Source organism: Vibrio maerlii (assembly GCF_003415655.1).
In the GTDB taxonomy this organism is placed as follows: Bacteria; Pseudomonadota; Gammaproteobacteria; order Enterobacterales; family Vibrionaceae; genus Vibrio; species Vibrio maerlii.
Genome location: NZ_QRHC01000003.1, coordinates 73,324 through 97,284, shown reverse-complemented (window position 1 = coordinate 97,284; position 23,961 = coordinate 73,324). Strand labels below are relative to the sequence as shown.

Annotated in this window: 25 protein-coding genes; 20 read left to right on the top strand and 5 right to left on the bottom strand. The window is 44.0% G+C overall.

What is annotated here, in order from left to right; all coding sequences use genetic code 11:
* Positions 1-79 precede the first annotated feature (79 nt).
* Positions 80-1,021, top strand: a complete 942-nt coding sequence (rluC, locus tag DPF91_RS04705) for a 23S rRNA pseudouridine(955/2504/2580) synthase RluC (protein ID WP_117233295.1) — start codon at positions 80-82, stop codon at positions 1,019-1,021.
* Between the two features lie 64 nt (positions 1,022-1,085).
* On the opposite strand, the gene DPF91_RS04700 is transcribed toward rluC, so the two are convergent.
* Entirely contained in the window at positions 1,086-1,676 is a 591-nt protein-coding gene (locus DPF91_RS04700) for a Maf family protein (RefSeq protein ID WP_117233294.1), read from the bottom strand.
* Positions 1,677-1,817: 141 nt separating this feature from the next.
* On the opposite strand from DPF91_RS04700, the gene yceD reads away from it, so the two are divergent.
* The 15 genes from yceD (at position 1,818) to DPF91_RS04625 (ending at position 15,112) form a co-directional block, all read left to right on the top strand.
* Positions 1,818-2,342, top strand: a complete 525-nt coding sequence (gene yceD / locus DPF91_RS04695; RefSeq protein WP_117233293.1) for a 23S rRNA accumulation protein YceD — start codon at positions 1,818-1,820, stop codon at positions 2,340-2,342.
* A gap of 34 nt (positions 2,343-2,376) precedes the next feature.
* Entirely contained in the window at positions 2,377-2,547 is a 171-nt protein-coding gene (gene rpmF, locus DPF91_RS04690) for a 50S ribosomal protein L32 (protein WP_004414666.1), read from the top strand.
* A 9-nt stretch (positions 2,548-2,556) separates the two neighbouring features.
* Complete coding sequence (gene plsX / locus DPF91_RS04685) at positions 2,557-3,594, top strand: phosphate acyltransferase PlsX (protein WP_117233292.1); 1,038 nt, start codon at positions 2,557-2,559, stop codon at positions 3,592-3,594.
* 8 nt (positions 3,595-3,602) lie between these two features.
* Positions 3,603-4,583, top strand: coding sequence for a beta-ketoacyl-ACP synthase III (locus DPF91_RS04680; RefSeq protein WP_117233291.1), 981 nt, complete (start codon positions 3,603-3,605; stop codon positions 4,581-4,583).
* A 73-nt stretch (positions 4,584-4,656) separates the two neighbouring features.
* Complete coding sequence (gene fabD, locus DPF91_RS04675) at positions 4,657-5,583, top strand: ACP S-malonyltransferase (RefSeq protein ID WP_117233290.1); 927 nt, start codon at positions 4,657-4,659, stop codon at positions 5,581-5,583.
* An 18-nt stretch (positions 5,584-5,601) separates the two neighbouring features.
* Entirely contained in the window at positions 5,602-6,336 is a 735-nt protein-coding gene (gene fabG, locus DPF91_RS04670) for a 3-oxoacyl-ACP reductase FabG (protein WP_164684070.1), read from the top strand.
* Positions 6,337-6,620: 284 nt separating this feature from the next.
* Positions 6,621-6,854: an acyl carrier protein gene (acpP, locus tag DPF91_RS04665; RefSeq protein WP_004737381.1), complete on the top strand. Its 234-nt coding sequence runs from the start codon at positions 6,621-6,623 to the stop codon at positions 6,852-6,854.
* Positions 6,855-6,964: 110 nt separating this feature from the next.
* The gene (fabF, locus tag DPF91_RS04660; RefSeq protein WP_117233781.1) at positions 6,965-8,215 is read left to right on the top strand and encodes a beta-ketoacyl-ACP synthase II; all 1,251 of its coding nucleotides are present in this window, start codon (positions 6,965-6,967) and stop codon (positions 8,213-8,215) included.
* A 114-nt stretch (positions 8,216-8,329) separates the two neighbouring features.
* Complete coding sequence (gene pabC / locus DPF91_RS04655) at positions 8,330-9,136, top strand: aminodeoxychorismate lyase (protein ID WP_117233288.1); 807 nt, start codon at positions 8,330-8,332, stop codon at positions 9,134-9,136.
* Positions 9,130-10,152: an endolytic transglycosylase MltG gene (gene mltG, locus DPF91_RS04650; protein WP_117233287.1), complete on the top strand. Its 1,023-nt coding sequence runs from the start codon at positions 9,130-9,132 to the stop codon at positions 10,150-10,152. The genes pabC and mltG overlap by 7 nt, the downstream gene beginning before the upstream one ends.
* 151 nt (positions 10,153-10,303) lie before the next feature.
* Complete coding sequence (gene tmk, locus DPF91_RS04645) at positions 10,304-10,939, top strand: dTMP kinase (RefSeq protein WP_117233286.1); 636 nt, start codon at positions 10,304-10,306, stop codon at positions 10,937-10,939.
* Positions 10,936-11,886 (top strand): DNA polymerase III subunit delta', encoded by a 951-nt coding sequence (holB, locus tag DPF91_RS04640; RefSeq protein ID WP_117233285.1) that lies wholly within the window; start codon positions 10,936-10,938, stop codon positions 11,884-11,886. Before tmk ends, holB begins: the two co-directional genes overlap by 4 nt.
* Complete coding sequence (locus DPF91_RS04635) at positions 11,886-12,653, top strand: TatD family hydrolase (RefSeq protein WP_117233284.1); 768 nt, start codon at positions 11,886-11,888, stop codon at positions 12,651-12,653. The genes holB and DPF91_RS04635 overlap by 1 nt, the downstream gene beginning before the upstream one ends.
* 449 nt (positions 12,654-13,102) lie before the next feature.
* Entirely contained in the window at positions 13,103-14,533 is a 1,431-nt protein-coding gene (gene ptsG / locus DPF91_RS04630) for a PTS glucose transporter subunit IIBC (protein WP_117233283.1), read from the top strand.
* A 159-nt stretch (positions 14,534-14,692) separates the two neighbouring features.
* On the top strand, positions 14,693-15,112 hold the full coding sequence (locus DPF91_RS04625; protein ID WP_117233282.1) for a hypothetical protein: 420 nt from the start codon (positions 14,693-14,695) through the stop codon (positions 15,110-15,112).
* 133 nt (positions 15,113-15,245) lie between these two features.
* On the opposite strand, the gene DPF91_RS04620 is transcribed toward DPF91_RS04625, so the two are convergent.
* Positions 15,246-15,830, bottom strand: coding sequence for a porin family protein (locus DPF91_RS04620; RefSeq protein ID WP_117233281.1), 585 nt, complete (start codon positions 15,828-15,830; stop codon positions 15,246-15,248).
* Positions 15,831-15,985: 155 nt separating this feature from the next.
* Here DPF91_RS04620 and cydH point away from each other — a divergent pair, with 155 nt between their 5' ends.
* The 4 genes from cydH (at position 15,986) to DPF91_RS04600 (ending at position 19,743) form a co-directional block, all read left to right on the top strand.
* Positions 15,986-16,075 (top strand): cytochrome bd-I oxidase subunit CydH, encoded by a 90-nt coding sequence (gene cydH / locus DPF91_RS04615; protein WP_117233280.1) that lies wholly within the window; start codon positions 15,986-15,988, stop codon positions 16,073-16,075.
* 46 nt (positions 16,076-16,121) lie between these two features.
* Positions 16,122-17,267 (top strand): patatin-like phospholipase family protein, encoded by a 1,146-nt coding sequence (locus DPF91_RS04610; protein ID WP_117233279.1) that lies wholly within the window; start codon positions 16,122-16,124, stop codon positions 17,265-17,267.
* A 191-nt stretch (positions 17,268-17,458) separates the two neighbouring features.
* On the top strand, positions 17,459-18,676 hold the full coding sequence (gene mlc, locus DPF91_RS04605) for a sugar metabolism global transcriptional regulator Mlc (RefSeq protein ID WP_117233278.1): 1,218 nt from the start codon (positions 17,459-17,461) through the stop codon (positions 18,674-18,676).
* 125 nt (positions 18,677-18,801) lie between these two features.
* On the top strand, positions 18,802-19,743 hold the full coding sequence (locus tag DPF91_RS04600) for a chemotaxis protein CheV (RefSeq protein ID WP_117233277.1): 942 nt from the start codon (positions 18,802-18,804) through the stop codon (positions 19,741-19,743).
* A 293-nt stretch (positions 19,744-20,036) separates the two neighbouring features.
* Here DPF91_RS04600 and DPF91_RS04595 read toward each other — a convergent pair whose 3' ends face one another.
* The 3 genes from DPF91_RS04595 to metG all read right to left on the bottom strand — a co-directional run bounded on the left by DPF91_RS04595 (position 20,037) and on the right by metG (position 23,798).
* Complete coding sequence (locus DPF91_RS04595) at positions 20,037-20,843, bottom strand: hypothetical protein (protein ID WP_117233276.1); 807 nt, start codon at positions 20,841-20,843, stop codon at positions 20,037-20,039.
* A gap of 211 nt (positions 20,844-21,054) precedes the next feature.
* The gene (locus DPF91_RS04590; RefSeq protein ID WP_117233275.1) at positions 21,055-21,537 is read right to left on the bottom strand and encodes a YehS family protein; all 483 of its coding nucleotides are present in this window, start codon (positions 21,535-21,537) and stop codon (positions 21,055-21,057) included.
* Between the two features lie 200 nt (positions 21,538-21,737).
* Positions 21,738-23,798, bottom strand: a complete 2,061-nt coding sequence (gene metG / locus DPF91_RS04585) for a methionine--tRNA ligase (protein ID WP_117233274.1) — start codon at positions 23,796-23,798, stop codon at positions 21,738-21,740.
* Positions 23,799-23,961: the final 163 nt, after the last annotated feature.

The window sequence follows — 23,961 nt, the reverse complement described above, 5'->3', positions numbered from 1 at the left end:
GGTGAAATGAATTTACCTTAAATTCGTGAATAAATGCGCTAGGTTTTCTTAATAAAAAAAGCGATGTTACAATAACGCCATGAGCGAAATTAAAACTAAAGTCCAGTTCGTCGATATTGACGATGATATGGCCGGTCAACGAATCGATAACTTCTTGCGCAACCAATTGAAAGACATACCAAAGAGTATGGTCTATCGAATTGTGCGCAAGGGTGAAGTGCGCGTAAATAAAAAGCGCATCAAGGCAGAATACAAACTAAAAGCTGGCGATATTGTCCGAATCCCACCGGTAACGATGGAAGTAAAAGACGATGCCCCTGTGATCAGCACTAAACTAAATAAGGTTGCAGAACTCGAATCTCAAATCTTGTTCGAAGATGATCACGTTATTGTATTGAACAAACCATCTGGTACTGCGGTTCATGGTGGTAGTGGACTGAAGTTTGGAGCAATTGAGGCACTTCGAGCACTTCGTCCTGATGCTCGCTTCCTTGAGCTAGTCCACCGAATCGACCGAGATACATCTGGCATTCTGCTAGTTGCTAAGAAACGTTCTGCATTACGTCACCTGCAAGCGCAATTTCGTGAGAAGACGGTGAAGAAGTTTTACTTTGCATTGGTCATGGGTCAGTGGAAAAACAGCTGCAAGGTAGTGAATGCACCTTTGCTTAAAAATGAAGTGAACAGCATTGTTCGAGTGAATCCTAAAGGCAAACCGTCGGAAACTCGCTTTAAGGTCATCGAAAAGTTCGAGAACGCTACGTTAATCCAGGCTAGCCCGATTACTGGTCGCACACACCAGATCCGTGTTCATACTCAATACACAGGACACCCAATTGCATGGGACGACCGTTATGGCGACCGCCGTTTTGATGCCTACACAGGAAAAGTAGGCCTAGACCGCTTGTTCTTGCACGCAGCAAACATCCGCTTTGTTCACCCTAAGAACGAAGAGTGGGTAGAGTTCAACGCTCCAATGGAACCTAAGCTGGAGAAGGCGTTGGCGGGATTGAGGAAATAAGAGTTCCTAGTTCCTAGTCCTAACTCCTTTCTAGGAACTAGAGACTAGGAACTGTCTTCTCTCTTTAAAGCACACTAAAACCCTGCTCCTCCAACATATCCACTAAATCAATTAGCGGCAAACCAACTAAAGTATTCGGATCTTTCCCCTCTAGTTTTTCAAACAACACAATACCCAGCCCCTCGCTTTTAAAGCTGCCGGCACACCAAAATGGCTCTTCTTTATCTACGTAGCTTTCTATTACGCGTTGGCTAAGGGTTCTAAAATGAACGGTGAAGGTATCGACTTTGCTGGTAATGCTCTCGGATTGTGAGTTGTACAACGCTAAACCTGTATAAAAGGTTATTGAGCGGCCACTTTGAGCTTTTAACTGTTCAATTGCTTTTTCACGTGTGAGTGGTTTCCCTATGATTCTGTCGTCGATGACGCAAACCTGGTCTGAACCTATAACTAAGGAAGGGGAGTCTAATTGGCAAGAAGTTGCCTTCCCAATAGCAAGACGCTCAACCAGTTCGATAGCAGTTTCGTTCACTAATGGTGTTTCATCACAATCTGGTGCTATTGCAATAAAAGGCAGCTCTAATTTGCCTAGTAATGCTTGGCGAAAAGGGGAGGTTGAGGCTAGAACAAGTTGCGGCGACTTAGCATTTTTCATTTGGTTTTATCATCAGTTAGCGCATAATAAACCTGAGTTTATAGCCCCTAATTGGTAAGAACAAACACTAGGGAAAAAATCTACAAGTTTTTTCCCTTTTCCTTTGACTAAACGGTAATAGAAAGATAAGATTCGCGCCCTATGCAAAAGGTAAAAATTCCACGCGCAGTGGATCCAGCAAAAACTGCTCAAAAGAGACTTGATTACGATGGCATCATCCAAGTCAGTCTGTTTAAGCGTTTGTTTGAATCTGTTGAAAGCGTGAAACGCGACGCTGAAGTCTCATTGTCATTTGGGCTTGATGAACAGCGACTCGTTGTTATCTCTGGTAAAGCTAACATCGAAGTCGGTTTAGAGTGTCAACGCTGTAATGAAGTTTTCGCACATGAATGCGAAGTCCAATTTACTTATACTCCTTACTACAGTGAGAAAAGTGAAGAGGATGCACCGGAAGAGTACGATTTGGTAGATCTGAACGAGTACGGTGAAGTCGACTTAATACAGTTAGTTGAAGACGAGTTCATTCTAAGTTTGCCTCAAGTAGCAATGCATGATGAATCAGAATGTAGCGTAAAATCAGACAATTTGGTGTTTGGCGAAATTCCAGAAGAGATTGTGGAAGATAAACCAAATCCATTCGATGTTTTAAAAAGCTTGAAGAAATAATAGATCTTTAAGCCCTAACATAGGAGTAGGGTCAATGGCCGTACAAAAGAGCAAGAAATCACGTTCAATGCGTGGCATGCGTCGTTCACACGATGCGCTAACTACAGCTGCACTATCTGTAGACGCAACTTCAGGTGAAACTCACCTACGTCACAACGTGACTGCCGAAGGTTACTACCGCGGTAAAAAGGTTATCAACAAGTAAGGTTGACCTTTGCAAAATATAACCGTTGCACTTGATGCAATGGGCGGGGACTTCGGTCCACGCGTAACAGTGCCTGCCGTCGTGCAGGCATTGTCACATTTCCCAGAGCTAAAAGTCATAATCACGGGTAATCAGTCAGTGATTACCACCGAGCTATCCAAGCTTGGTATTTCATCTCATCCTCGCTTAGTCATTGAGCATTGTGACTCTGTCATATCGAATAACGAAAAGCCTTCATTAGCCCTTAGAAAAAGCAACGGCACATCGATGCGTCGAGCTATTGATCTTGTCGCAGAGCAATCTGCAGATGCCTGTGTTAGCGGTGGTAATACCGGCGCCTTAATGGCTTTGTCACGTTTCAGACTTAAACTTCTTCCCGGTCTAGAGCGCCCAGCCCTTGTATCCGCCTTACCGACTATTTCTGGTGGTAAAACCTGGATGCTGGATCTCGGAGCGAATGTATCTAGCGACGCCGATTCTCTTTTTCAGTTCGCTGTTATGGGTGCATCCCTTGTTGAGCAGCATTTAGGTCGACAGCCAAGAGTCGCCATTCTCAACATTGGTGAAGAAGAAATTAAAGGTAACGACCTCGTCAAGCGTTGCGCAGAGATGCTAATTAATACTCCTTCAATCCACTATATTGGCTATATTGAAGGGAATCAGATCCTCCAAGATGTTGCAGATGTCGTCGTATGTGATGGATTTGTCGGCAATGTCGCCTTAAAAAGCTGCGAAGGGACAGCTCAGATCTTTATCGAGAAGTTGAGAAAGCATATGATGGCATCTTCGGTAAAGGGCTGGATTGCAAGAAAATTATTTTCTGAGCTATTTAAAGAACTAAAAACATTGAACCCCGACCAGTATAACGGTGCAAGTTTGCTAGGATTGCGCGGCATTGTCATTAAAAGTCACGGAAGTGCCGATGTTACTGCAGTTTTCAATGCTATTGGAGAGGCAGTACATGAGGTCAAGCGACAAGTCCCAAGCCGCATAAGCGATCGTTTGGAAGCGGTTCTGCTCGATCAGCAACCCCAAGAGAGGCATTAACAGTCTTCATGTATAGCAAAATTTTAGGTACAGGCAGCTACCTGCCGTCTCAGGTGCGTTCGAACGCAGACCTAGAGAAAATGGTAGATACGAGCGACGAATGGATCGTAACAAGAACTGGCATCAAAGAACGTCGTATCTCTGCAGAGAATGAAACTGTAGCGGATATGGGTTATGAAGCTGCGAAAAAAGCCATTGAAATGGCAGGTATCGATAAGAACGATATCGACATGATTCTTGTTGCGACAACCAGTGGTTCTCACGCTTTTCCATCGTCAGCTTGCCAAGTCCAAGCACTTCTAGGCATTAAACACTGTCCAGCATTTGACATGGCAGCAGCATGTTCAGGCTTTGTCTATGCACTATCTGTTGCAGACCAATACATTAAGACAGGTCACTGCAAGAACATTCTTGTGATTGGTGCCGACGCACTGTCAAAGACTTGTGATCCAACTGATCGCTCAACCATCATTCTATTCGGTGATGCTGCGGGTGCTGTTATCGTGGGAGCAAGTAAGGAGCCTGGTATCCTTTCTACAACGATTAATGCTGACGGCCGCTTTGGTGAGCTTCTGAGTCTTAAGTTCCCTAATCGTCGTGATGAAATGCCGGGCAATTTCGAGCACAGCGATGATATTAATAGCTGGCTACACATGGCTGGTAACGAAGTATTCAAGGTTGCAGTAACTCAGTTGTCTCGTTTAGTAAAAGAAACACTAAAGGAGAACGATATGGACAAGTCAGAGCTTGATTGGCTTGTTCCACACCAAGCAAACCTGCGCATTATTTCTGCGACAGCGAAGAAACTCTCTATGTCTATGGATCAAGTGGTGGTTACCCTTGATAAGCATGGCAATACCTCAGCGGCAACCGTTCCAACAGCCTTGGATGAAGCGGTACGCGACGGTCGAATTAAACGTGGTCAAACTCTGCTTCTAGAAGCGTTTGGCGGCGGATTTACTTGGGGCAGTGCCCTAGTTAAGTTTTAGGATTTAGGGTTCTAATATGTAGAGAACATGTTGGAACCTAATTTGTTTTTGAAAGTTTTAAGGACGTAAAACAATGAGCAATTTTGCGATTGTATTCCCAGGTCAAGGTTCTCAAGTTGTTGGTATGCTTGCTGATCTTGGCGAACAGTACGATGTGGTTAAGCAAACATTTGCTGAAGCATCAGAGGCTCTAGGTTACGACCTATGGGCGCTAGTTCAAAACGGCCCTGCTGAAGATCTAAACCAAACATTCCGTACTCAACCAGCACTGCTTGCTTCATCTGTAGCAATCTGGCGTGTGTGGCAAGAACAAGGTCTTGAGCAACCTGCTAACCTTGCTGGTCACAGCCTTGGTGAATACTCTGCGCTAGTATGTGCTGGCGTTATCGACTTTAAAGAAGCAATCAAGCTTGTTGCGCTACGTGGTCAACTAATGCAAGAAGCAGTACCTGCAGGTGTAGGTGCGATGTATGCAATCATCGGTCTCGCTGATGACGCAATTGCTAAAGCATGTGAAGAAGCCGCACAAGGTGAAGTCGTTTCTCCAGTAAACTTCAACTCTCCTGGTCAAGTCGTTATCGCTGGTAACAAAGATGCAGTTGAGCGTGCAGGTGCACTATGTAAAGAAGCGGGTGCTAAGCGCGCTCTTCCGCTACCAGTATCTGTTCCGTCTCACTGTGCATTAATGAAGCCTGCGGCAGATAAACTGGCTCTTGCACTAGAAAACATTGAGTTCAACACTCCGTTGCTACCTGTTATCAACAATGTTGATGTGATTGCAGAGACAGACCCTGCAAAGATCAAAGATGCATTGGTTCGTCAGCTATACAGCCCAGTTCGTTGGACTGAAGGCGTGCAGCTAATGAGCGAGCAAGGCGTTGAGAAACTGCTAGAACTTGGCCCTGGTAAAGTATTAACAGGCCTAACAAAACGTATCGTTAAGTCACTAACTGCGGCTGCAGTTAATGATGTTGCATCTCTAGATGCAGTAAAATCGTAAAGAAGGATTGATAAGATGATGAATCTAGAGGGCAAAATTGCTCTAGTAACTGGCGCAAGCCGTGGTATTGGTCGTGCGATCGCAGAGCTTTTAGTTGAACGCGGCGCAACGGTAATTGGCACAGCAACATCTGAGAATGGCGCTGCAGCAATTAGTGAGTACCTGGGTGAGCACGGTAAAGGCCTTGCACTTAACGTTACAGACGTAGACTCTATCGCTGCTACACTAAAGACAATCAACGACGAGTTCGGTGCGATTGATATTCTAGTGAACAACGCTGGTATCACACGTGATAACCTACTTATGCGCATGAAAGACAGCGAGTGGGATGACATCATTGATACCAACCTAACGCCAATCTTCCGTATGTCTAAAGCGGTTCTGCGTGGCATGATGAAGAAGCGCGCTGGTCGCATCATCAATGTAGGTTCTGTTGTAGGTACTATGGGTAACGCAGGTCAAGCAAACTACGCTGCAGCAAAAGCGGGTGTCATTGGTTTCACTAAATCTATGGCTCGTGAAGTTGCGTCTCGTGGCGTAACAGTAAACACAGTTGCACCAGGTTTTATCGAAACGGATATGACTCGTGAACTAAATGATGAACAACGCGCAGCAACGCTTTCTAATGTACCAGCTGGCCGCCTAGGTGACCCGCGTGAAATCGCATCAGCAGTTGCTTTCTTAGCATCTCCAGAAGCTGCGTACATTACTGGTGAGACACTGCACGTTAATGGTGGTATGTACATGGTATAATCTGTTGGTTTGACGCCAGCGTAGCTGTGTTGGCTACTTTGTGTGTTAACGGCAGATCGCAGCAAGTTAAATACATTTGCAACGTTTGGATCTGTGCTAAACTTGCTGCTGTAGATACGACATGCGCAACATTTGTGCATGACTTCAGTCAAAAATGTACTGAATTTCGGTTAAAATCGCGCAAATTGTGGTTTGACCAGCAAGGAGCCCCTTGCAACTTTTAATAGTTTGAATAAACTACGGAATCATCGCATTTAAGCGACATCTGTAAAGGAAAAGAAAAAATGAGCAACCTCGAAGAACGCGTAAAAAAAATCATTGTTGAACAGCTAGGTGTAGACGAAGCAGAAGTTAAGAACGAAGCTTCTTTTGTTGACGATCTAGGTGCTGACTCACTAGACACAGTTGAGCTAGTAATGGCTCTAGAAGAAGAATTCGATACTGAGATTCCAGACGAAGAAGCTGAGAAGATCACTACTGTTCAAGCTGCTATCGACTACGTAACTAGCGCTCAGTAATTATCTCTCCCAGGCGGTCACCTTGACCGCCTGAGTTTTTTATCCGATAGACGAATTTTTAAATAGTCATCCAATCCCCCTCAAAAGTTTCAAATCCGGAGAATATGATCGTGTCCAAGCGTCGTGTAGTTGTCACTGGTATGGGTATGTTGTCGCCTGTGGGCAACACAGTTGAGTCTTCTTGGAAAGCCCTGCTAGAAGGTCAAAGTGGTATCGTTGATATCGAGCACTTTGATACAACCAATTTTACAACTCGTTTCGCAGGTCTTGTTAAAGACTTCAACTGCGAAGAGTACATGTCTAAAAAAGATGCACGTAAAATGGATTTATTTATCCAATACGGTATCGCAGCAGGCATTCAAGCATTTAACGATTCTGGTCTAGAAGTTTCAGACGAGAATGCTGCACGAATCGGTGTAGCGATCGGCTCTGGTATTGGCGGATTAGATCTTATTGAGACTGGCCACTCAGCACTTGTTGAGAAAGGCCCTCGTAAAGTGAGCCCTTTCTTTGTTCCGTCTACTATCGTGAACATGATTGCTGGTCACATGTCTATTATGAAAGGTCTACGTGGTCCAAACATCGCTATCTCTACAGCGTGTACTACTGGTCTTCACAATATTGGCCATGCTGCTCGTATGATTGCATACGGTGATGCAGATGCAATGGTTGCAGGTGGTGCGGAGAAAGCATCTACGCCACTTGGTATGGCTGGTTTTGGAGCGGCTAAAGCGCTATCTACTCGTAATGATGAGCCTCAAAAAGCCTCTCGTCCATGGGACAAAGACCGCGACGGTTTTGTTCTAGGCGATGGCGCAGGCATCATGGTTCTGGAAGAGTACGAGCACGCTAAAGCACGTGGTGCGAAGATTTACTGTGAGCTCGTTGGCTTTGGTATGTCTGGTGACGCTTACCACATGACTTCACCAAGTGTCGATGGTTCTGGTGGCGCACTAGCGATGGAAGCAGCAATGCGTGACGCTGGCCTGACCGGTGAGCAGATTGGCTATGTAAACGCACACGGCACATCAACTCCTGCTGGTGACGTTGCAGAAATTAAAGGCATCAAACGTGCACTAGGTGAAGAAGGCTCTAAGCAAGTACTTGTTTCTTCGACTAAGTCGATGACGGGGCATCTTTTAGGTGCTGCAGGTTCTGTTGAAGCAATCATCACTGCGATGTCACTGGTTGATCAAATGGTTCCACCTACAATCAACCTAGACAACCAAGAAGAAGAGATTGATGTAGACCTAGTTCCACATACAGCGCGTAAAGTAGAAAACATGGAATATGCACTATGTAACTCTTTCGGCTTCGGTGGTACGAACGGCTCGCTTATCTTTAAGCGTTACCAAGGTTAAAAATCGAATCAGTTAATAAGTAAATTCTTATTACTTTAACTTGTTTTAAAACGGCTTGATGCTTAGCATTAAGCCGTTTTTATTTTTTCGGTAACGGAAAACAGGGAGACAGGCATGTATTGGCTGAATGGAACTCAAGCGGATAGCATTTCACTCACAGACCGTTCGTTTCAATATGGTGACGGTTGTTTTACCACTATCTTGGTAAAGGCGGCCGAACCACAATGGTTAACCTTTCATATTGAACGTATGGAAGCGTGTTTAAAGGTACTGGGCATACCTGTCCCTTGCTGGGCAGAGGTGATTCAATGGCTCTCAAAGGCTGCGATTGATGCCCCTCTGTCAGGTTTAAAGCTGCATATCTCACGCGGCAGTGGCGGTCGTGGTTATAGCCCTAGTGGTGTAATGAACCCCGATATCACCATCAGTGCTTTCGATTATCCTCAGCATTATCATTCGATACAATCTCAAGGTATTGAGCTTGGTTTATGTGAAGCTAAGTTAGGAATTAATCCTATGTTAGCGGGGCATAAACACAACAACCGCTTAGAGCAGATATTACTTAAAGCTGAAATGGATAGAGTAGGTTTGGTCGATGGAGTCGTTCTCGACATACACGATCATGTTGTTGAAACCACTATGGCCAATCTGTTTTGGTGTAAGGACAAAACCATTTACACACCAAGCCTAGAAGATTGCGGTGTTTCTGGTATTGTTAGGCGTCTGATAATCCAAGATGCAGAGCAGCTTGGTCATAAAGCGGTGATTGGTAAGTTTGATTTAGACCACCTAGCCAATGCCGATGAAGTTTTTATTTCAAACAGTATTCTTGGTGTTGCTCCAGTGATAAAAGTCGGTCAATACCAGTTCAGACGCGGCCCAATGAGCCGCCAATATCAGGAGAGATACTTCCAGTGCTAAAGAAAATTGGAATTCTATTTGTGTTAGGGCTGCTTATCTCTGCAGCCCTTGCTTTTTATGCTTATCAACAAACCAATGCTTATCTAGACCAACCGGTTCAGATCGAACAAGAGACCTTGATGACGGTCGAGCCGGGCATGCATTTCAGAAGCTTTTTGAATTCACTCGAACAGCAGGAGTTGATCGAGGAAAACTCTTTTAGCAAATTAGCTTCACGTCTAGCACCAGAGTTAACCTCGTTAAAAGTCGGCACCTTCCAAGTTCAGCCGAGTCAATCTCTCCGTCAAGTGTTAGCCTACCTTGTTGAAGGCAAAGAGCATCAGTTTTCTATCACCTTTATCGAAGGAAGCCGCTTTTCTGAGTGGATGCTCCAGTTTGCAGAGTCTAAAGATGTAGTCCACACCTTAGACGGCGTCAGTGAGAAAGAGATTGCTCAAAGATTAGGTATTGAAAGAGATAAGCTCGAAGGCTTGTTCCTTGCAGAAACTTACCACTTTACTAAAGGGACTTCAGACCTTGATATCCTAAAACGCGCTCACCGTAAGTTAAACGAAGTGGTGAATGAAGCTTGGGACAAACGTCAGGATAAATTACCTCTTAAAAATGAGTACGAAGCGCTAATTCTTGCCTCTATTATCGAGAAAGAAACTGCTATTGATAGCGAACGTGAGCGAGTATCTTCCGTATTTATTAACCGTTTGAACATTGGTATGCGCCTGCAAACCGATCCAACCGTGATCTATGGTATGGGCGATAGCTACGATGGCAACATTCGCAAGAAAGACTTGCGTACACCAACGCCATACAACACATATACTATGAATGGATTACCTCCAACACCGATTGCAATGGCTGGGCCTGCATCCATTCACGCAGCAGTAAATCCTGAAGCAAGTAAATATCTATACTTTGTTGCAAGTGGTAAAGGTGGGCACGTGTTCTCAAAGTCGCTTACCGAGCACAACAGAGCAGTACGCGCTTATCTAAAGCAGCTACGAATAAACAAATCGCAATAAATAACTGTCGCAGTATATAACTATCGCAGTATATAACTGTCGCAGTATATAACTATCGCAGTATATAACTGTCGCAGTATATAAATAAGGCTAGCAGCTTAGTGACCTAAGCTGCCTAAGCATAAAAATCAAAAACATATAAGAATCAGTAATGAACACAGATAAAGCCAAATTCATCGTTGTCGAAGGCCTTGAGGGAGCGGGTAAGAGCACTGCAATTCAAGCCGTATTGGATAAGCTTGCCGAAGCTGGTATTGAATCAATTACTAACACGCGCGAGCCTGGCGGTACTACACTAGCAGAGAAAATGCGTGCATTGGTTAAAGAAGAACACGAAGGTGAAGTGCTACAAGACATGACTGAGCTGTTACTGATGTACGCAGCTCGAGTGCAGTTGGTTGAGAATGTGATCAAGCCAGCGCTTGATAAAGGGCAATGGGTTGTCGGTGACCGCCATGACATGTCTTCACAAGCTTACCAAGGTGGCGGTCGTGAAATCGCTGCAGAAACTATGCAAAGCTTGAAGAACACGACGCTAGGTGACTTTAAACCGGATCTAACGCTTTATTTAGATATTGACCCTGTCGTAGGACTAGAGCGTGCACGGGGCCGAGGAGAGCTTGATCGTATTGAAAAAATGGATATCAGCTTTTTCCACCGCACTCGTGCTAAATATCTAGAGCTAGCATCAAAAGATGAGTCTGTCATCGTGATTAATGCCGAACAAGCAATTCCAGAAGTCCGAGCTGATATCGAGCAAGCTTTAGAGTCTTGGTTGGACGCATGAGCCTGAAATACCCTTGGTTAGAATCTACGTGGAAGAGCTGGCAATCGAGGCTGGAAAATGGTCGCGTCCCTAATGCTATTTTAGTCGATTCGCTTAACGGCTATGGTGCGGATCATTTGGTCGAGTTATTTAGCAATGCGACCATGTGCCAAAACTATGAAAGTGAGGCCTGCGGCTTTTGTCATTCGTGTCTATTGATGCAATCAGGTACCCATCCCGATACACACCTTGTCTCACCAGAGAAAGATAAGAAATCGATCTCTGTCGATCAAATTCGCCTTGCTAACCGTTGGGCACAAGAATCATCCCAACTTGGCGGGAAGAGGATCATCGTGATCAATCCTGCTGAAACGATGAATGAGGCTGCAGCTAACGCCTTACTAAAGGCTCTAGAGGAAGCGGCGTCGTCATGTATTTTTGTTTTGTTATCAAGTGCACCGCATAAGCTGCTCAAAACGATACTGAGCCGATGCCAGCGTTGGTCTCTTGAAGCTTGCGACATAGGTGCGAGCTTAAGTTGGTTGCAGAGTCAAACAGACGCTCAAGTGTCATCAGAGATATTGAAACTCAGTTATGGTGCGCCACTCAATGCGTTAACAATGATTAATGAGGGGAGTATAGAAGCTTATAAAGCACTATCAGACACCTTTATTGAATTTATTTCTAACGGTAGTTGGGATACTGCAGCTATTGCTTCGTTACTTAAAGACAACAGCCAACAGCAATTAGAATGGCTTTGGTTACTATTGAGTGATACCCAAAAAGTACATTTCGGTCTTCAAAATGAATCTTTATTGACAGGTGCTAATGAACTAGCAAAGCACTTAGACTATCAACTGGCGTATAAGCAGACAGAAAAATTACGCACTATGATTAATCAATTGGAACAGTTTCCAGGCCTAAACTTGGAACTGCTTCTGACAGACTGGCTATTAGGTTTTAAATAATGTTCGTAGATTCTCATTGCCACCTAGATAAACTAAATTACCAAGATCTGCATGAAAATATTGCAGATGTGGTTGCAAAAGCAGAGTCATCTCGTGTTGAGTCTATGTTATCTGTTGGCGTTACAATGGACTCTTTTCCATCGATGTTAGAGGCGATCAAACCCTTTAAGAATGTATATGCGTCTTGTGGTGTACACCCGCTCGATGTGGAGAGTTATTTTGATTTTGATAAGTTCAAACAATATGCGCAAGATCCACGCGTCGTTGCTATCGGTGAAACGGGCTTAGATTATCACTACCAACCAGAAACAGCTGAGTTGCAGAAAGAGCGTTTTAAGCAACAAGTTGAAGTGGCAGTAGCGTTGAATAAGCCTTTGATCATCCATACCCGAAACGCACGGGAAGATACGTTACAAATCTTGCGTGAGGGGGGAGCAGAGCAGTGTGGTGGTGTAATTCATTGTTTTACCGAGGATTTAGAGTTTGCTGAGCAAGCAATGCAGCTTGGTTTTTACATCTCCATTTCAGGCATTGTTACATTCAGGCAGGCCACAGAACTTAAAGAGGTGGTTAGAGCACTTCCCCTGGAGCGTTTATTGATTGAGACGGACTCTCCTTACTTAGCACCAGTTCCTCATCGTGGCAAAGAGAACCAGCCGGCTTATGTTGTTGAAGTTGCTGCATATATTGCACAACTGAAAGGGTGTGCCCTCAATGATGTGGCTAAAAAAACCACTCAGAATTTTAAAGATCTTTTTTTACGTTGATAAATTAGTTTTGGTTCAAAAAGGGAGCGTTTGCTCCCTTTTTTTGTGTATGTATTCATGTTTGGTTACAAATATCACACTTATTACTACTCTGACGAGTTTTGTCGTGATTATTCGCATAATGTAATTTTGTTACGTAAAATAACGTATCTTTGTGGTGCTATTGCTCTATTAGACTAAAGTATTATGAGTGCATTTACTTTATTATCAATGGTTTATATGTGAACTTGCTCTTTGTTACATAAGGATTTTGGCTGTGATCGATCTAGTAATTTGGAACTAATTCTCGAAAGTGACTATGCAGGAATAGAAATCGCGATATATATTTAGCTCCGAAAATGAAATAACTAACTTCGTTTAAGTTTTCATTGGAAGTCGGCACTAAAGGCTTACGGGGGTGTGCCGCCGATTTCCAAAATTAATACTTATAATCTTTCAGGAGCATAAACATGTTTAAGAACCTTTTTGCTAACCTGCAAAAAGTTGGTAAGTCTCTGATGCTACCAGTATCAGTACTTCCAGTTGCAGGTATTTTACTTGGTGTTGGTGCAGCCGATCTTGGCTTCATCCCAGACATCGTATCTAACCTAATGGAACAAGCTGGTGGCTCAGTATTCGGTCAAATGGCTCTGCTATTTGCTGTGGGTGTTGCACTTGGCTTTACTAACAACGACGGTGTAGCTGGTCTAGCTGCTATCGTAGGTTACGGCATCATGACGGCTACTCTTGGCGTTATGGCTGGCGTTATGGGCGTTGACAAGATCGATACTGGTGTACTGGGTGGTATCCTAGTCGGTGGTGTTGCTGCTTGGGCATTCGACCGTTTCTACAAAATTCAATTACCAGAATACCTAGGCTTCTTCGCTGGTAAGCGTGCTGTGCCAATCATCACTGGTTTCGCAGCTATCGGTCTTGGTATCGTACTTTCAATCGTATGGCCACCAATCGGCTCTGCTATCGGTGCATTCTCACACTGGGCTGCTGAACAAAATCCACAAGTTGCATTTGGTATCTACGGTATCGTTGAGCGTTCTCTAATCCCATTCGGTCTACACCACGTTTGGAACGTACCATTCTTCTTCGAAGCAGGTTCTTGTGTTGACGCGAACGGTGTTGCTCAAAACGGTGTTCTAACTTGTTACCTAGTTGCTGATGAAGCATCTCGTGCTGCTGGTAATGGCTTCGGTCAACTAGCGGGTGGTTACATGTTCAAGATGTTCGGTCTACCAGCTGCTGCTATTGCTATCGCTCACTCTGCTAAGCCAGAAAACCGCGCGAAAGTAATGGGTATCATGGCGTCTGCTGCACTGACTTCATTCCTAACAGGTATCACTGAGCCAATCGAATTCTCGTTCCTATTCGTTGCTCCAGTACTATACGCAATCCACGCTCTACTAGCTGGTACTGCATTCTTCCTAACTAACACGCTAGGTATTGTACACGGTACTTCATTCTCACACGGTCTAATCGACTTTACGGTTCTATCTGGCAACGCTCAGAACATGTTCCTAATGGTTGGTCTAGGTCTAGTATACGCAGCAATCTACTACGTAGTATTCCGTGCAGTAATCAAAGCTATGGACCTTAAGACTCCAGGTCGTGAAGACGAAACTGAAGAAGCAGGTACAGCAGCAGGTTCAGACATGGCTGGTGAACTAGTAGCAGCATTCGGTGGCAAGCAAAACATCACTGGTCTAGACGCATGTATCACTCGTCTACGTGTTGCAGTTGCTGACACAGAAGTTGTTGACCAAGACAAACTTAAGAAACTAGGTGCTGCAGGCGTTGTAGTAGTAGCGGGTGGTGTTCAAGCTATCTTCGGTACTAAGTCTGACAACCTAAAAACTGAAATGGATGAGTGGATTCGCAACAACGGCTAATCGCCCTGTAAACGAACATCTCAACTAATCCAAGAAGCGCCGATTATTCGGCGCTTTTTTTATGTGTGTAGTATTGGAAATCGCTAATTGACCGACGTATGACAGTTTGAGTCTTTGAGTTTCTATAATATTCGCAGATAAGTTTGTAAGGAATTTCTGATGTTTTCTCAATTAACTCGTGTAGCAGCGTTAAGTATTTTAGGTCTTAGCTCTTTTTCTGCGCTCGCTAATACTAATAGTTCTCCATCTTTTTCTGTTGGTATGGCAGTGGATCAGCAACTCAGTATGGTCGTTCAAATAGACGATAAGTTCAATATCATTATCGGCAATGAAGGCGCTGCATTGGATTACTTCTTGAAGAGAGGCTCTCTTAGCGATCAGCACCCTATCGATTGGTATGTTGGTGTTGGTGCTTGGGGTGAGTGGGATGATGATTTTGGTGTTCGAGTCCCACTAGGTGCTGAGTGGAGTTTCTATGATAACTGGGATACATACGCACAGATCCAACCTGAGTTAAACATGCATAAAGGCTGGGAGTTGGGTATTGGTGCAGCGATTGGTGTGAAATATCAATTCTAGTCACTATTCGAGTTTATCGTAGCTGCCGCACTGCAGCTTCAAGTATGAAGGGTATAAAAGCTATCATTTACTGAGTCGTAAATGGTGGCTTGTTTGTATTCGTTTCTTAAAAGTCCTAAATCGGGAAAGCTTATTAAAAACGGTAAGTGAGTCCAAGATTGGTTTGGAACTGGTTCATCCAGTCTGTATCGAATCGAATTAGGCATGATTGGTCTTGAGTCGGAAGGTTACAAATACTGGTTGTATCGTTGTCTACAACCGTTCCAAGCCAGCGTAGCTGCCCTTGTAATGAGAGCGTGTCGTTGATTTTATATGCTAAGCCACCAAAAATACTGGCTGAGAACCCCACATTGTCATCTACCCATTTCGCGTCGATATAAGATGCGCCAATACCTAAGCCAAATAAACCGGAGAACCCTCGCTCTAGTGGGTAATAGAGGCTGCTCTGAAAATGAAGGTAGTGGGTTGATACCGAGGCCTTAATCTCTTCCACGTCGCTACTTTGAGTTGAGTAGAATAAACCGATACGGCCATTACTCAATGTGGTTTCTAGCGCTATGCCGTAACTCTCGGCTCCTTTGATGTCGTAGTTGTTGTCAAATTGGTCTGAAACCTCTCCTCCAATCGTGTAACCAATACTTGGCGTGACAAAGATCTCAGCATGAGTGAGTGGTGTAAAGGCGAGGGCGATCAAAGCGGGTAACAGCGGTTGCTTCATAGTGCGTCCTTAATACGAAAATATTCCCTATATTGTGATACTTACAACAAGCTTGAGTATCTTATTAGCGCGTTTCTTGAACATGTTTCACGTACTTGCTATCTATAATGATAGTAAAACAATAATAACGTGAACTGTCTCTACAAGGAGTTTTTATGGACGCAAATCTTCGTTTTTCTCTCGTCACAACGGCTACCATCTTTACGATTCTGATTGCATTTGGAATCATGGCCATTGCTGCCTAATCGATAACTTTCTATCGTTTCATTCACTTTTACCGCAGGTATTACAGTGAATACTGGTAAAGTTACTGCTAATCAAACCTGCCTCGATAGCGACTACTACGCTCGTTTTATTGCAGGCAAAACCTCTTTGGTAGCCCAAGGTGGCGGCCAAAGAGGGATATTCACTTCAGGCGTTCTTGATTCTTTCCTACTCGCTAATTTTGACCCGTTCTCAGAGTTCTACGGCACCTCTGCTGGTGCACTTAACCTGTGTGCCTATCTGTGCCGACAGCATGGTTTAGGTAAGTCCTTTATTCTTGATCTCACTACCTCTTCAGAATTCTTTAATTTATTCGGTTATATACGTCGTAAGCAGTACTTAGATATGGACTGGGCGATGGAGAAAATCCAGCAATATCCGTACAAACTGGACATAGATTTGGGAAAGCGTAGCTTGGGCAACCGCAAGGCTTGGGCTGCGGCAACCAGCACCGGAGATCTCAAGGATCACTATTTCAATATTTTTGAGAGTAATTGGGTAGACGTGTTAACCGCTTCGTGCGCGATACCTCGCCTTTATGCGAATCCAGTGGATATTAAAGGGCAACAATTTGTGGATGGAGGTGTATCTGCTGCCATTCCTGTACAACAAGCTTGGCGAGATGAGGCCAGAAGTATCGTCGTCATTCGCACAGAGCCCCTAGAGTGCGAAATGGAGCCAAATGAGAGTAATGACATACCATCGACTATCGCGCCTGTAGAGTGGTATAGAGAGTCTTTAAATCAACTTCAGCTTCAGTGGCAGAACCGAGTAGACCAATGGAAGATGGATTGGTTAGGGTTCTTACAATCACGCATTGCCGCTTCTACCTTGAATGAACAATTTAAAAGCCTCAATGGAGGACGGTGGTTATTTGGTGCAGGAGAGCTATATCGATTGAACCATTTGCTAGGTGATAAGTTTGATTCCTCGCTCGCCGATATGCTGATGGTTCACTACCAGACTTATTCTCTGACTCAACAATTTATGGAATCACCACCTGATGATGTTTTTATTGTTCAGATAGCACCAAGTGATGAACTGAAATCATCGTCTTTAATGAGCTCAAAGGAAGATTTAATGCATGACTATCAATTAGGTTTAGACGCTGGCAACCGTTTCGTTGACCTGTATCTACAAACCCAAACCAAGATTGCTCATAAAGTCAGCTAATTATTTTTTCTTTTCGAAAAATAAGTGCGATTTAAATTTGTTCGAAATGCGTTTTTTTTGCTAAAAAATATGAGCGATTCCGCAAACCTCACCTTAGTTACGTGACGATTGTCACGGCGATCGTGTCTCACACTTCACAATTACTTCGCAAAGTAAAAAAATTACCCGTTTTCTAATTTCTGGAGCGTAATATGTACATGGCTCAACCGGGCCATATTGATCAAATCAAACAGGTCAATGCTGGTCGTGTATATAAATTGATTGACACCTACGGGCCGATCTCACGTATCGATTTGTCGAAATTGAGTGAGCTAGCCCCGGCGAGTATTACCAAAATTACTCGTGAGTTGATCGACGCTCATCTTATTCATGAGACGGTTGTTCAAGAAGCGACCAGTCGTGGCCGCCCTGCTGTGGGCCTGCAAGCGAATCATGCTGGTTGGCAGTTTCTTTCAATGCGCCTTGGTCGAGGCTACCTCACTATCGCATTACACGAGCTTGGTGGTGATGTACTGATCGATACCAAGATCGATATCCATGAGACCGAACAAGATGATGTGTTAGCACGTCTACTGCACGAGATCGAAGAGTTCTTCCAAACCTATTCCGAGCAGCTTGACCGTGTAACGAGTATCGCGATAACGCTTCCTGGTTTAGTGAATTCAGAGCAAGGTGTGGTGCTTCAGATGCCACACTACAACGTTAAGAATCTCGCACTCGGTCCAGAGATCTACAAATCAACGGGGCTACCTGTATTTGTTGCCAACGATACTCGTGCTTGGGCTCTGGCTGAAAGGTTATTTGGCAACTCACAAAACAGTGATAACTCAGTTCTTATTTCTATTCACCACGGCTTAGGGGCAGGGATTATTCTTGATGGTCGAGTACTGCAAGGGCGCCATGGTAATATTGGTGAACTGGGCCATATTCAGATTGATCCAAACGGTAAGCTTTGTCATTGCGGAAACCGAGGCTGTTTGGAGACTGTTGCGAGCTCAAAAGCGATTCGCGAGCAAGTAGAAGAACGCCTCGCAAGGGGGGAGCAATCTTGCCTGAGTGAAGACTCTGAAATCACGATTGAAAGCATTTGTATTGCCGCTGCGGAAGGCGATCAGCTGGCGATTGACGTCGTTGAGAGCTTAGGTCGTTATCTTGGTTCAGCGATCGCGATTGTGATTAACCTCTTTAACCCAGAAACAATCTTGATTGGTGGCGTCATCAACCAAGCTAAGTCTGTTCTATATCCGCAAATCGAAAAATGTATAAAAGAACAGAGTTTATCCGTTTATCACCAAGATATTGAGCTTATAGAGTCTCGCTTTTATAAGCAGGCGACTATGCCAGGGGCTGCCCTTGTTAAACAAGCACTCTATGATGGGCTTCTGTTAATGAAGGTTGTTGAAGGCTAAGATGGTTTGCAGCTTCGTCTAGTAAGAAATATCTGCACTTTGTTTTGCTTATGTGTTTTCGCGTGTGTTGATTCATTGTTGTGTGTCAAAATAGGCAAAGTTAGAAAGACATTTTAGGGAATTCTATGTCAGGTGTTTTAAATACGGTCGACCAGCGAACGAATCTGGTGGGTGAAAACCGTCTTGAGCTTTTGCTGTTTAGTCTAAATAGCTCACAAATCTTCGCTATTAATGTCTTTAAGGTTAAAGAGGTATTGAAAGTTCCACCTCTGACCAAGTTGCCTGGTGCTAACCATAATATTACCGGTGTTGCGACACTTCGTGGTGAAGCTGTACCCGTTATTGACCTTCGTGCTGCGATTGGATTCCCACCATCAAAGATGGAAAATCAAGAACAGAACCTGATTGTGACGGAATATAACCGCTCTGTTCAGGGGTTTCTTGTGGGTTCTGTACGTAATATTGTCAATACAGCTTGGAACGAGATCCAACCGCCACCAAAGACGACTGGACGTTCTAATTACCTGACAGCCATCACTCAGATCAAAGAAAATGATTTGAACCGTATCGTTGAGATCATCGATGTAGAGAAGGTGCTCGCAGAAATCATCGACTACGATGTCACCATCAGTGATGGGGTACTTGATGAGCGTCTTATTGCTCAGATGCAAGGTCGTAAGGTACTTGTTGTGGACGACTCCTCAACGGCACGTAACCAAGTAAGAGATACACTCTCTCAACTGGGTTTAGAAATCATCATGTGTAGTGATGGCCTTGAGGCTCTCCAATTATTGAAAAAGTGGAGCTCAGAGGGACTGAACGTTGCTAAAGAGCTACTGATGATGATCACTGATGCGGAGATGCCAGAAATGGATGGTTATAAGCTGACCAATGAAGTTAGAAACGACCCTAATCTACAAGACCTGTATATGACTTTGAATACCTCTCTGAGTGGCAGTTTTAATGAAGCAATGGTGAAAAAGGTCGGTTGTGACCGCTTCATCTCTAAGTTTCAACCAGACTTGTTGGTGGAAGTATGTCAAACAAGGTTGCGTGATATTTTATAAAAAGAAGGCCGTTCCATATAAAGTTTGTCAAGACAGTGTCAATTCGACCTATTTTCTTGGTATACTTTACGTGCTGCAGTTGAACAATTCGACTATCTAGCACCACTTTTCATACTTAGTGTAGGGTACTCTCTAATAATGATATGGTTGACTTCGAAGGTTGTAATGACCTTGAGCTTGTTACTATATAGGGAATATAAGAAAAGACGGATGGAAGCCGAAAAAGTTGACATTTAATCAACAGCATACAAAAAGGGAGCCTAGGCTCCCTTTTTTCATTCTTGAAGACTGTTTTACGCAAATGCCAACCTAGGTAGCGGAAGGAACAAAGATTCGCTTATATCCGAAAGTACTTGGTCATAGACATTGAAGATGAGTTGCGAGACATCACTCGATAGTTGATATAGCTCTTTTTCAGTTAACGGGTAGTCAGGGCTTTCTGCGATTTCAATTAGGTTTCTTACCGCTTTATTTCCCATGGGCGATGAGATAGAGAGAGGGCAGACTAAAGCCAGTTGATTTAATTTACGGCAAACAAATTCGCATTCTGTTCTGCAGCGTTCTCGGCCTGCTTCAGTATCTAGATACTGAATGCTTACCCTCAGTTTCGTCAATTGGTCCATGCTATCAACGACGGTTTGCCAGTTCTTATGGTAATCCTCAACGAGTTCAGCTCGATGTGATTCTGATAACCAACACACCATTAACTCGTCGAGTAAAAACATCCCATCACGAATGGCTTTACCATGCATGATTTGATTCTTCACGACACCTTCATCTGCCCAACGCCTTAAAAGCAACTCGATCTCTGAATGGTAAACACGGTAAAGAAGTTTATTGTCCGAGTGCGCCATTGAGATAAGTTCATCGCTTTTTTTCTTTAGTTGAGTTTCTATGTGATTGAGTTCAATAGGTCTTTGCTGGTGGTTTTGAAAGGTATAGTGAACAGCAGAGCGATGTTGTCTGCATAGATGTACAATTTCTCGTAACTTGATAATGAGTGTGTATTTTCGGCTTAAAGACGCTTCATGATGCTGTGAGTACTTATATATGCCAGCAAGTATCAATGCAGATAGTGCGAGTGAGATTAATATAAACATAGCCAACTCCTTTTATATTATTACTACTTAAGGGTTAAGCTATTGTTGTGCCAATATATTTATTCTTTATTTATCAGTGGCTTAATGTGTTTTTGATTGTCGTGATGGATCAATTTGGTGCAATCATGCGCGCTTTTGTGATTTATATCACGCTAATTAGCAAGGAGCCTAACAAGCCCCACCGAAGTGAGGCTCATCATTTAAAGAGGTTTTACTGAGCATCGTACTCAACAGAATCTGGGCGATGGTTAAACTGCACTGCGTTTAAGAAATCACACAGTAGCTCATCAGCACACTCTTTGTAGTTCTTGTTGTTTGGCTTACGGAAGTAAGCACCAAGCTCGTATTTACTTAGGCTAATACCTACGACTTCAAGAACATCCAATACATCTTCTGCTTTCATGTTCAGTGCAATACGCAGCTTCATGAAAACCATATTGTTAGTTAGAGATGTTTCCGGTTTTGGCTGCTCGCCTTCTTTCTTGCCGCGTTTAAGATTGATGAAACCGTTAAGGAAGATCGCCAGTTCTTTGTCTTTCATTTTAGAGAAAGATTTCTCGCCTTCAGCTTTCAGCCAGTTGCCAACTTGGTCGTGGGCAACGGTGGTGTCTGCTTGTTCAAACGCTTTGATGATTTGTGCGTTTTTTAGATTTAGCGCGTGCTGAATACGGCGCAAGATTTCATTGATAGTCACAGGTTAGTCCTAGTAGGCGTCGTTGAATGACAAATAGTGATGCGACTCTATCAGAGAATGTGATGGGTCGGTATAAATAAAAATCCCCACAGTATCACTACCGTGGGGATAATAGCTTTCTAGCTTTCTAGCTTTCTAGCTTTCTAGCTTTCTAGCTTTCTAGCTTTCTAGCTTTCTAGCTTTCTAGCTTTCTAGCGCAGTTACATTACACGCATACCTGGCTGTGCACCTTCGTGCGGCTCAAGAATCCATAGATCGCTGCCACCAGGGCCGGCTGCTAGGATCATGCCTTCAGACATACCAAACTTCATCTTACGAGGTTTCAGGTTTGCAACCATTACCGTTAGCTTGCCTTCTAGCTCTTCAGGTTTGTAAGCTGACTTAATACCAGAGAATACCTGACGAGTTTCGCCACCGATGTCTAGTTGGAACTTAAGCAGTTTGTTTGCTTTTGGCACTTCTTCACATGAGATGATGCGAGCAATACGCATGTCTACTGCTGCGAACGCGTCAAATTCAATCTCTTCTGCGATAGGTTCTTTGTCTAGCTCTGTTTGGCTTGCTTTGTTCTTTGCTGCTTCTGCCGCTTCTTTCGCTGCAACTTCTGCTGCTGCGTCTTCTTTAGAAGCTTCAATCATTGCTTCAACCTTCTTAGGATCGATGCGGTTGAATAACGCTTTGAACTTAGTGATCTCATGGTCAACAAGTGGTGCTGCAACACCTTCCCAAGTCAGTTCTTGGTTTAGGAATGCTTCTGTGCGTGCTGCTAGTTCTGGCATTACCGGTTTTAGGTAAGTCATCAGAACGCGGAATAGGTTGATACCAACAGAACAGATGTCTTGCAGTTCTTGGTCTTTACCTTCTTCTTTCGCTACAACCCACGGTGCTTTTTCATCAACGTATTGGTTAGCTTTGTCTGCTAGTGCGGTGATTTCACGGATAGCACGACCAAATTCACGAGTCTCAAAAAGCTCTGCAATACGGTCAGCCGCTTCTGCGAACTCTTTGTATAGCTCAGGCTCTGCAAAGTTAGCCGATAGCTTGCCTTCGAAACGCTTAGAGATGAAGCCAGCGTTACGTGATGCTAGGTTAACGATCTTGTTAACTACGTCAGCGTTTACGCGCTGAGTGAAGTCTTCAAGGTTAAGATCTAGGTCATCGATACGGCTGTTTAGTTTTGCCGCGTAGTAGTAACGCAGACACTCTGGGTCTAGGTGATCTAGGTACGTTGCTGCTTTGATGAACGTGCCCTTAGACTTAGACATCTTCGCACCGTTTACCGTTACGTAGCCGTGTACGAATACGTTGTTTGGCTTACGGAAACCAGAACCTTCTAGCATTGCTGGCCAGAATAGAGAGTGGAAGTACACGATGTCTTTACCGATGAAGTGGTAAAGCTCAGTTGTGCTGTCTTTTTTCCAGTACTCGTCGAAGTCTAGACCTTCAGTTTTGTCACATAGGTTCTTGAATGAAGCCATGTAGCCAACTGGTGCATCTAGCCATACGTAGAAGAATTTGTTCTTCTCACCGGGGATTTCGAAGCCGAAGTATGGTGCATCACGTGAGATATCCCACTGTTGCAGACCAGATTCAAACCACTCCTGCATCTTGTTCGCAGTTTCAGATTGAAGCGAGCCAGAGCGAGTCCACTCTTGAAGCATGCTTTCGAACTGAGGTAGATCGAAGAAGAAGTGCTCAGAATCTTTCATTACTGGTGTTGCGCCAGAAACAGCAGACTGAGGGTTGATTAGCTCAGTTGGGCTGTACGTCGCACCACAGTTATCGCAGTTATCGCCGTATTGGTCTTCTGCTTTACACTTAGGACAAGTACCTTTTACGAAACGGTCCGGTAGGAACATTTCCTTCTCAGGGTCAAATAGCTGAGAAATAGTACGGCTAGAGATAAAGCCGTTCTTTTTAAGCTCTAGGTAGATGTGAGACGCTAGCTCACGGTTCTCTTCCGAGTGTGTGCTGTGGTAGTTATCAAAGCTAATATCGAAGCCAGCAAAGTCTTTTTGGTGCTCTTCGCTTACTGCAGCGATCATCTCTTCTGGTGTAATACCCATCTGTTGTGCTTTTAGCATGATTGGCGTGCCGTGAGCATCGTCAGCACAGATGAAGTTTACAGTGTTGCCACGTAGGCGTTGGTAGCGAACCCAGATGTCAGCTTGAATGTGCTCAAGCATGTGACCTAGGTGAATCGAACCATTAGCGTACGGAAGGGCACAAGTTACCAGCAGTTTTCTTGGATCGTTTGCCATACTTAATAATCGCTTATGTTGATAGGTATAAAATATAAGGCGCTAATAGTACCTTAAGCCGAGTATTACTCCAAGGTGAGAGAGGGGTCAAAACCTTAGTTTTTTCGGGGTTCAGGACTTTTGACGAGAGTGTTACGATGCGCTTAAAACTAGAATATATTTA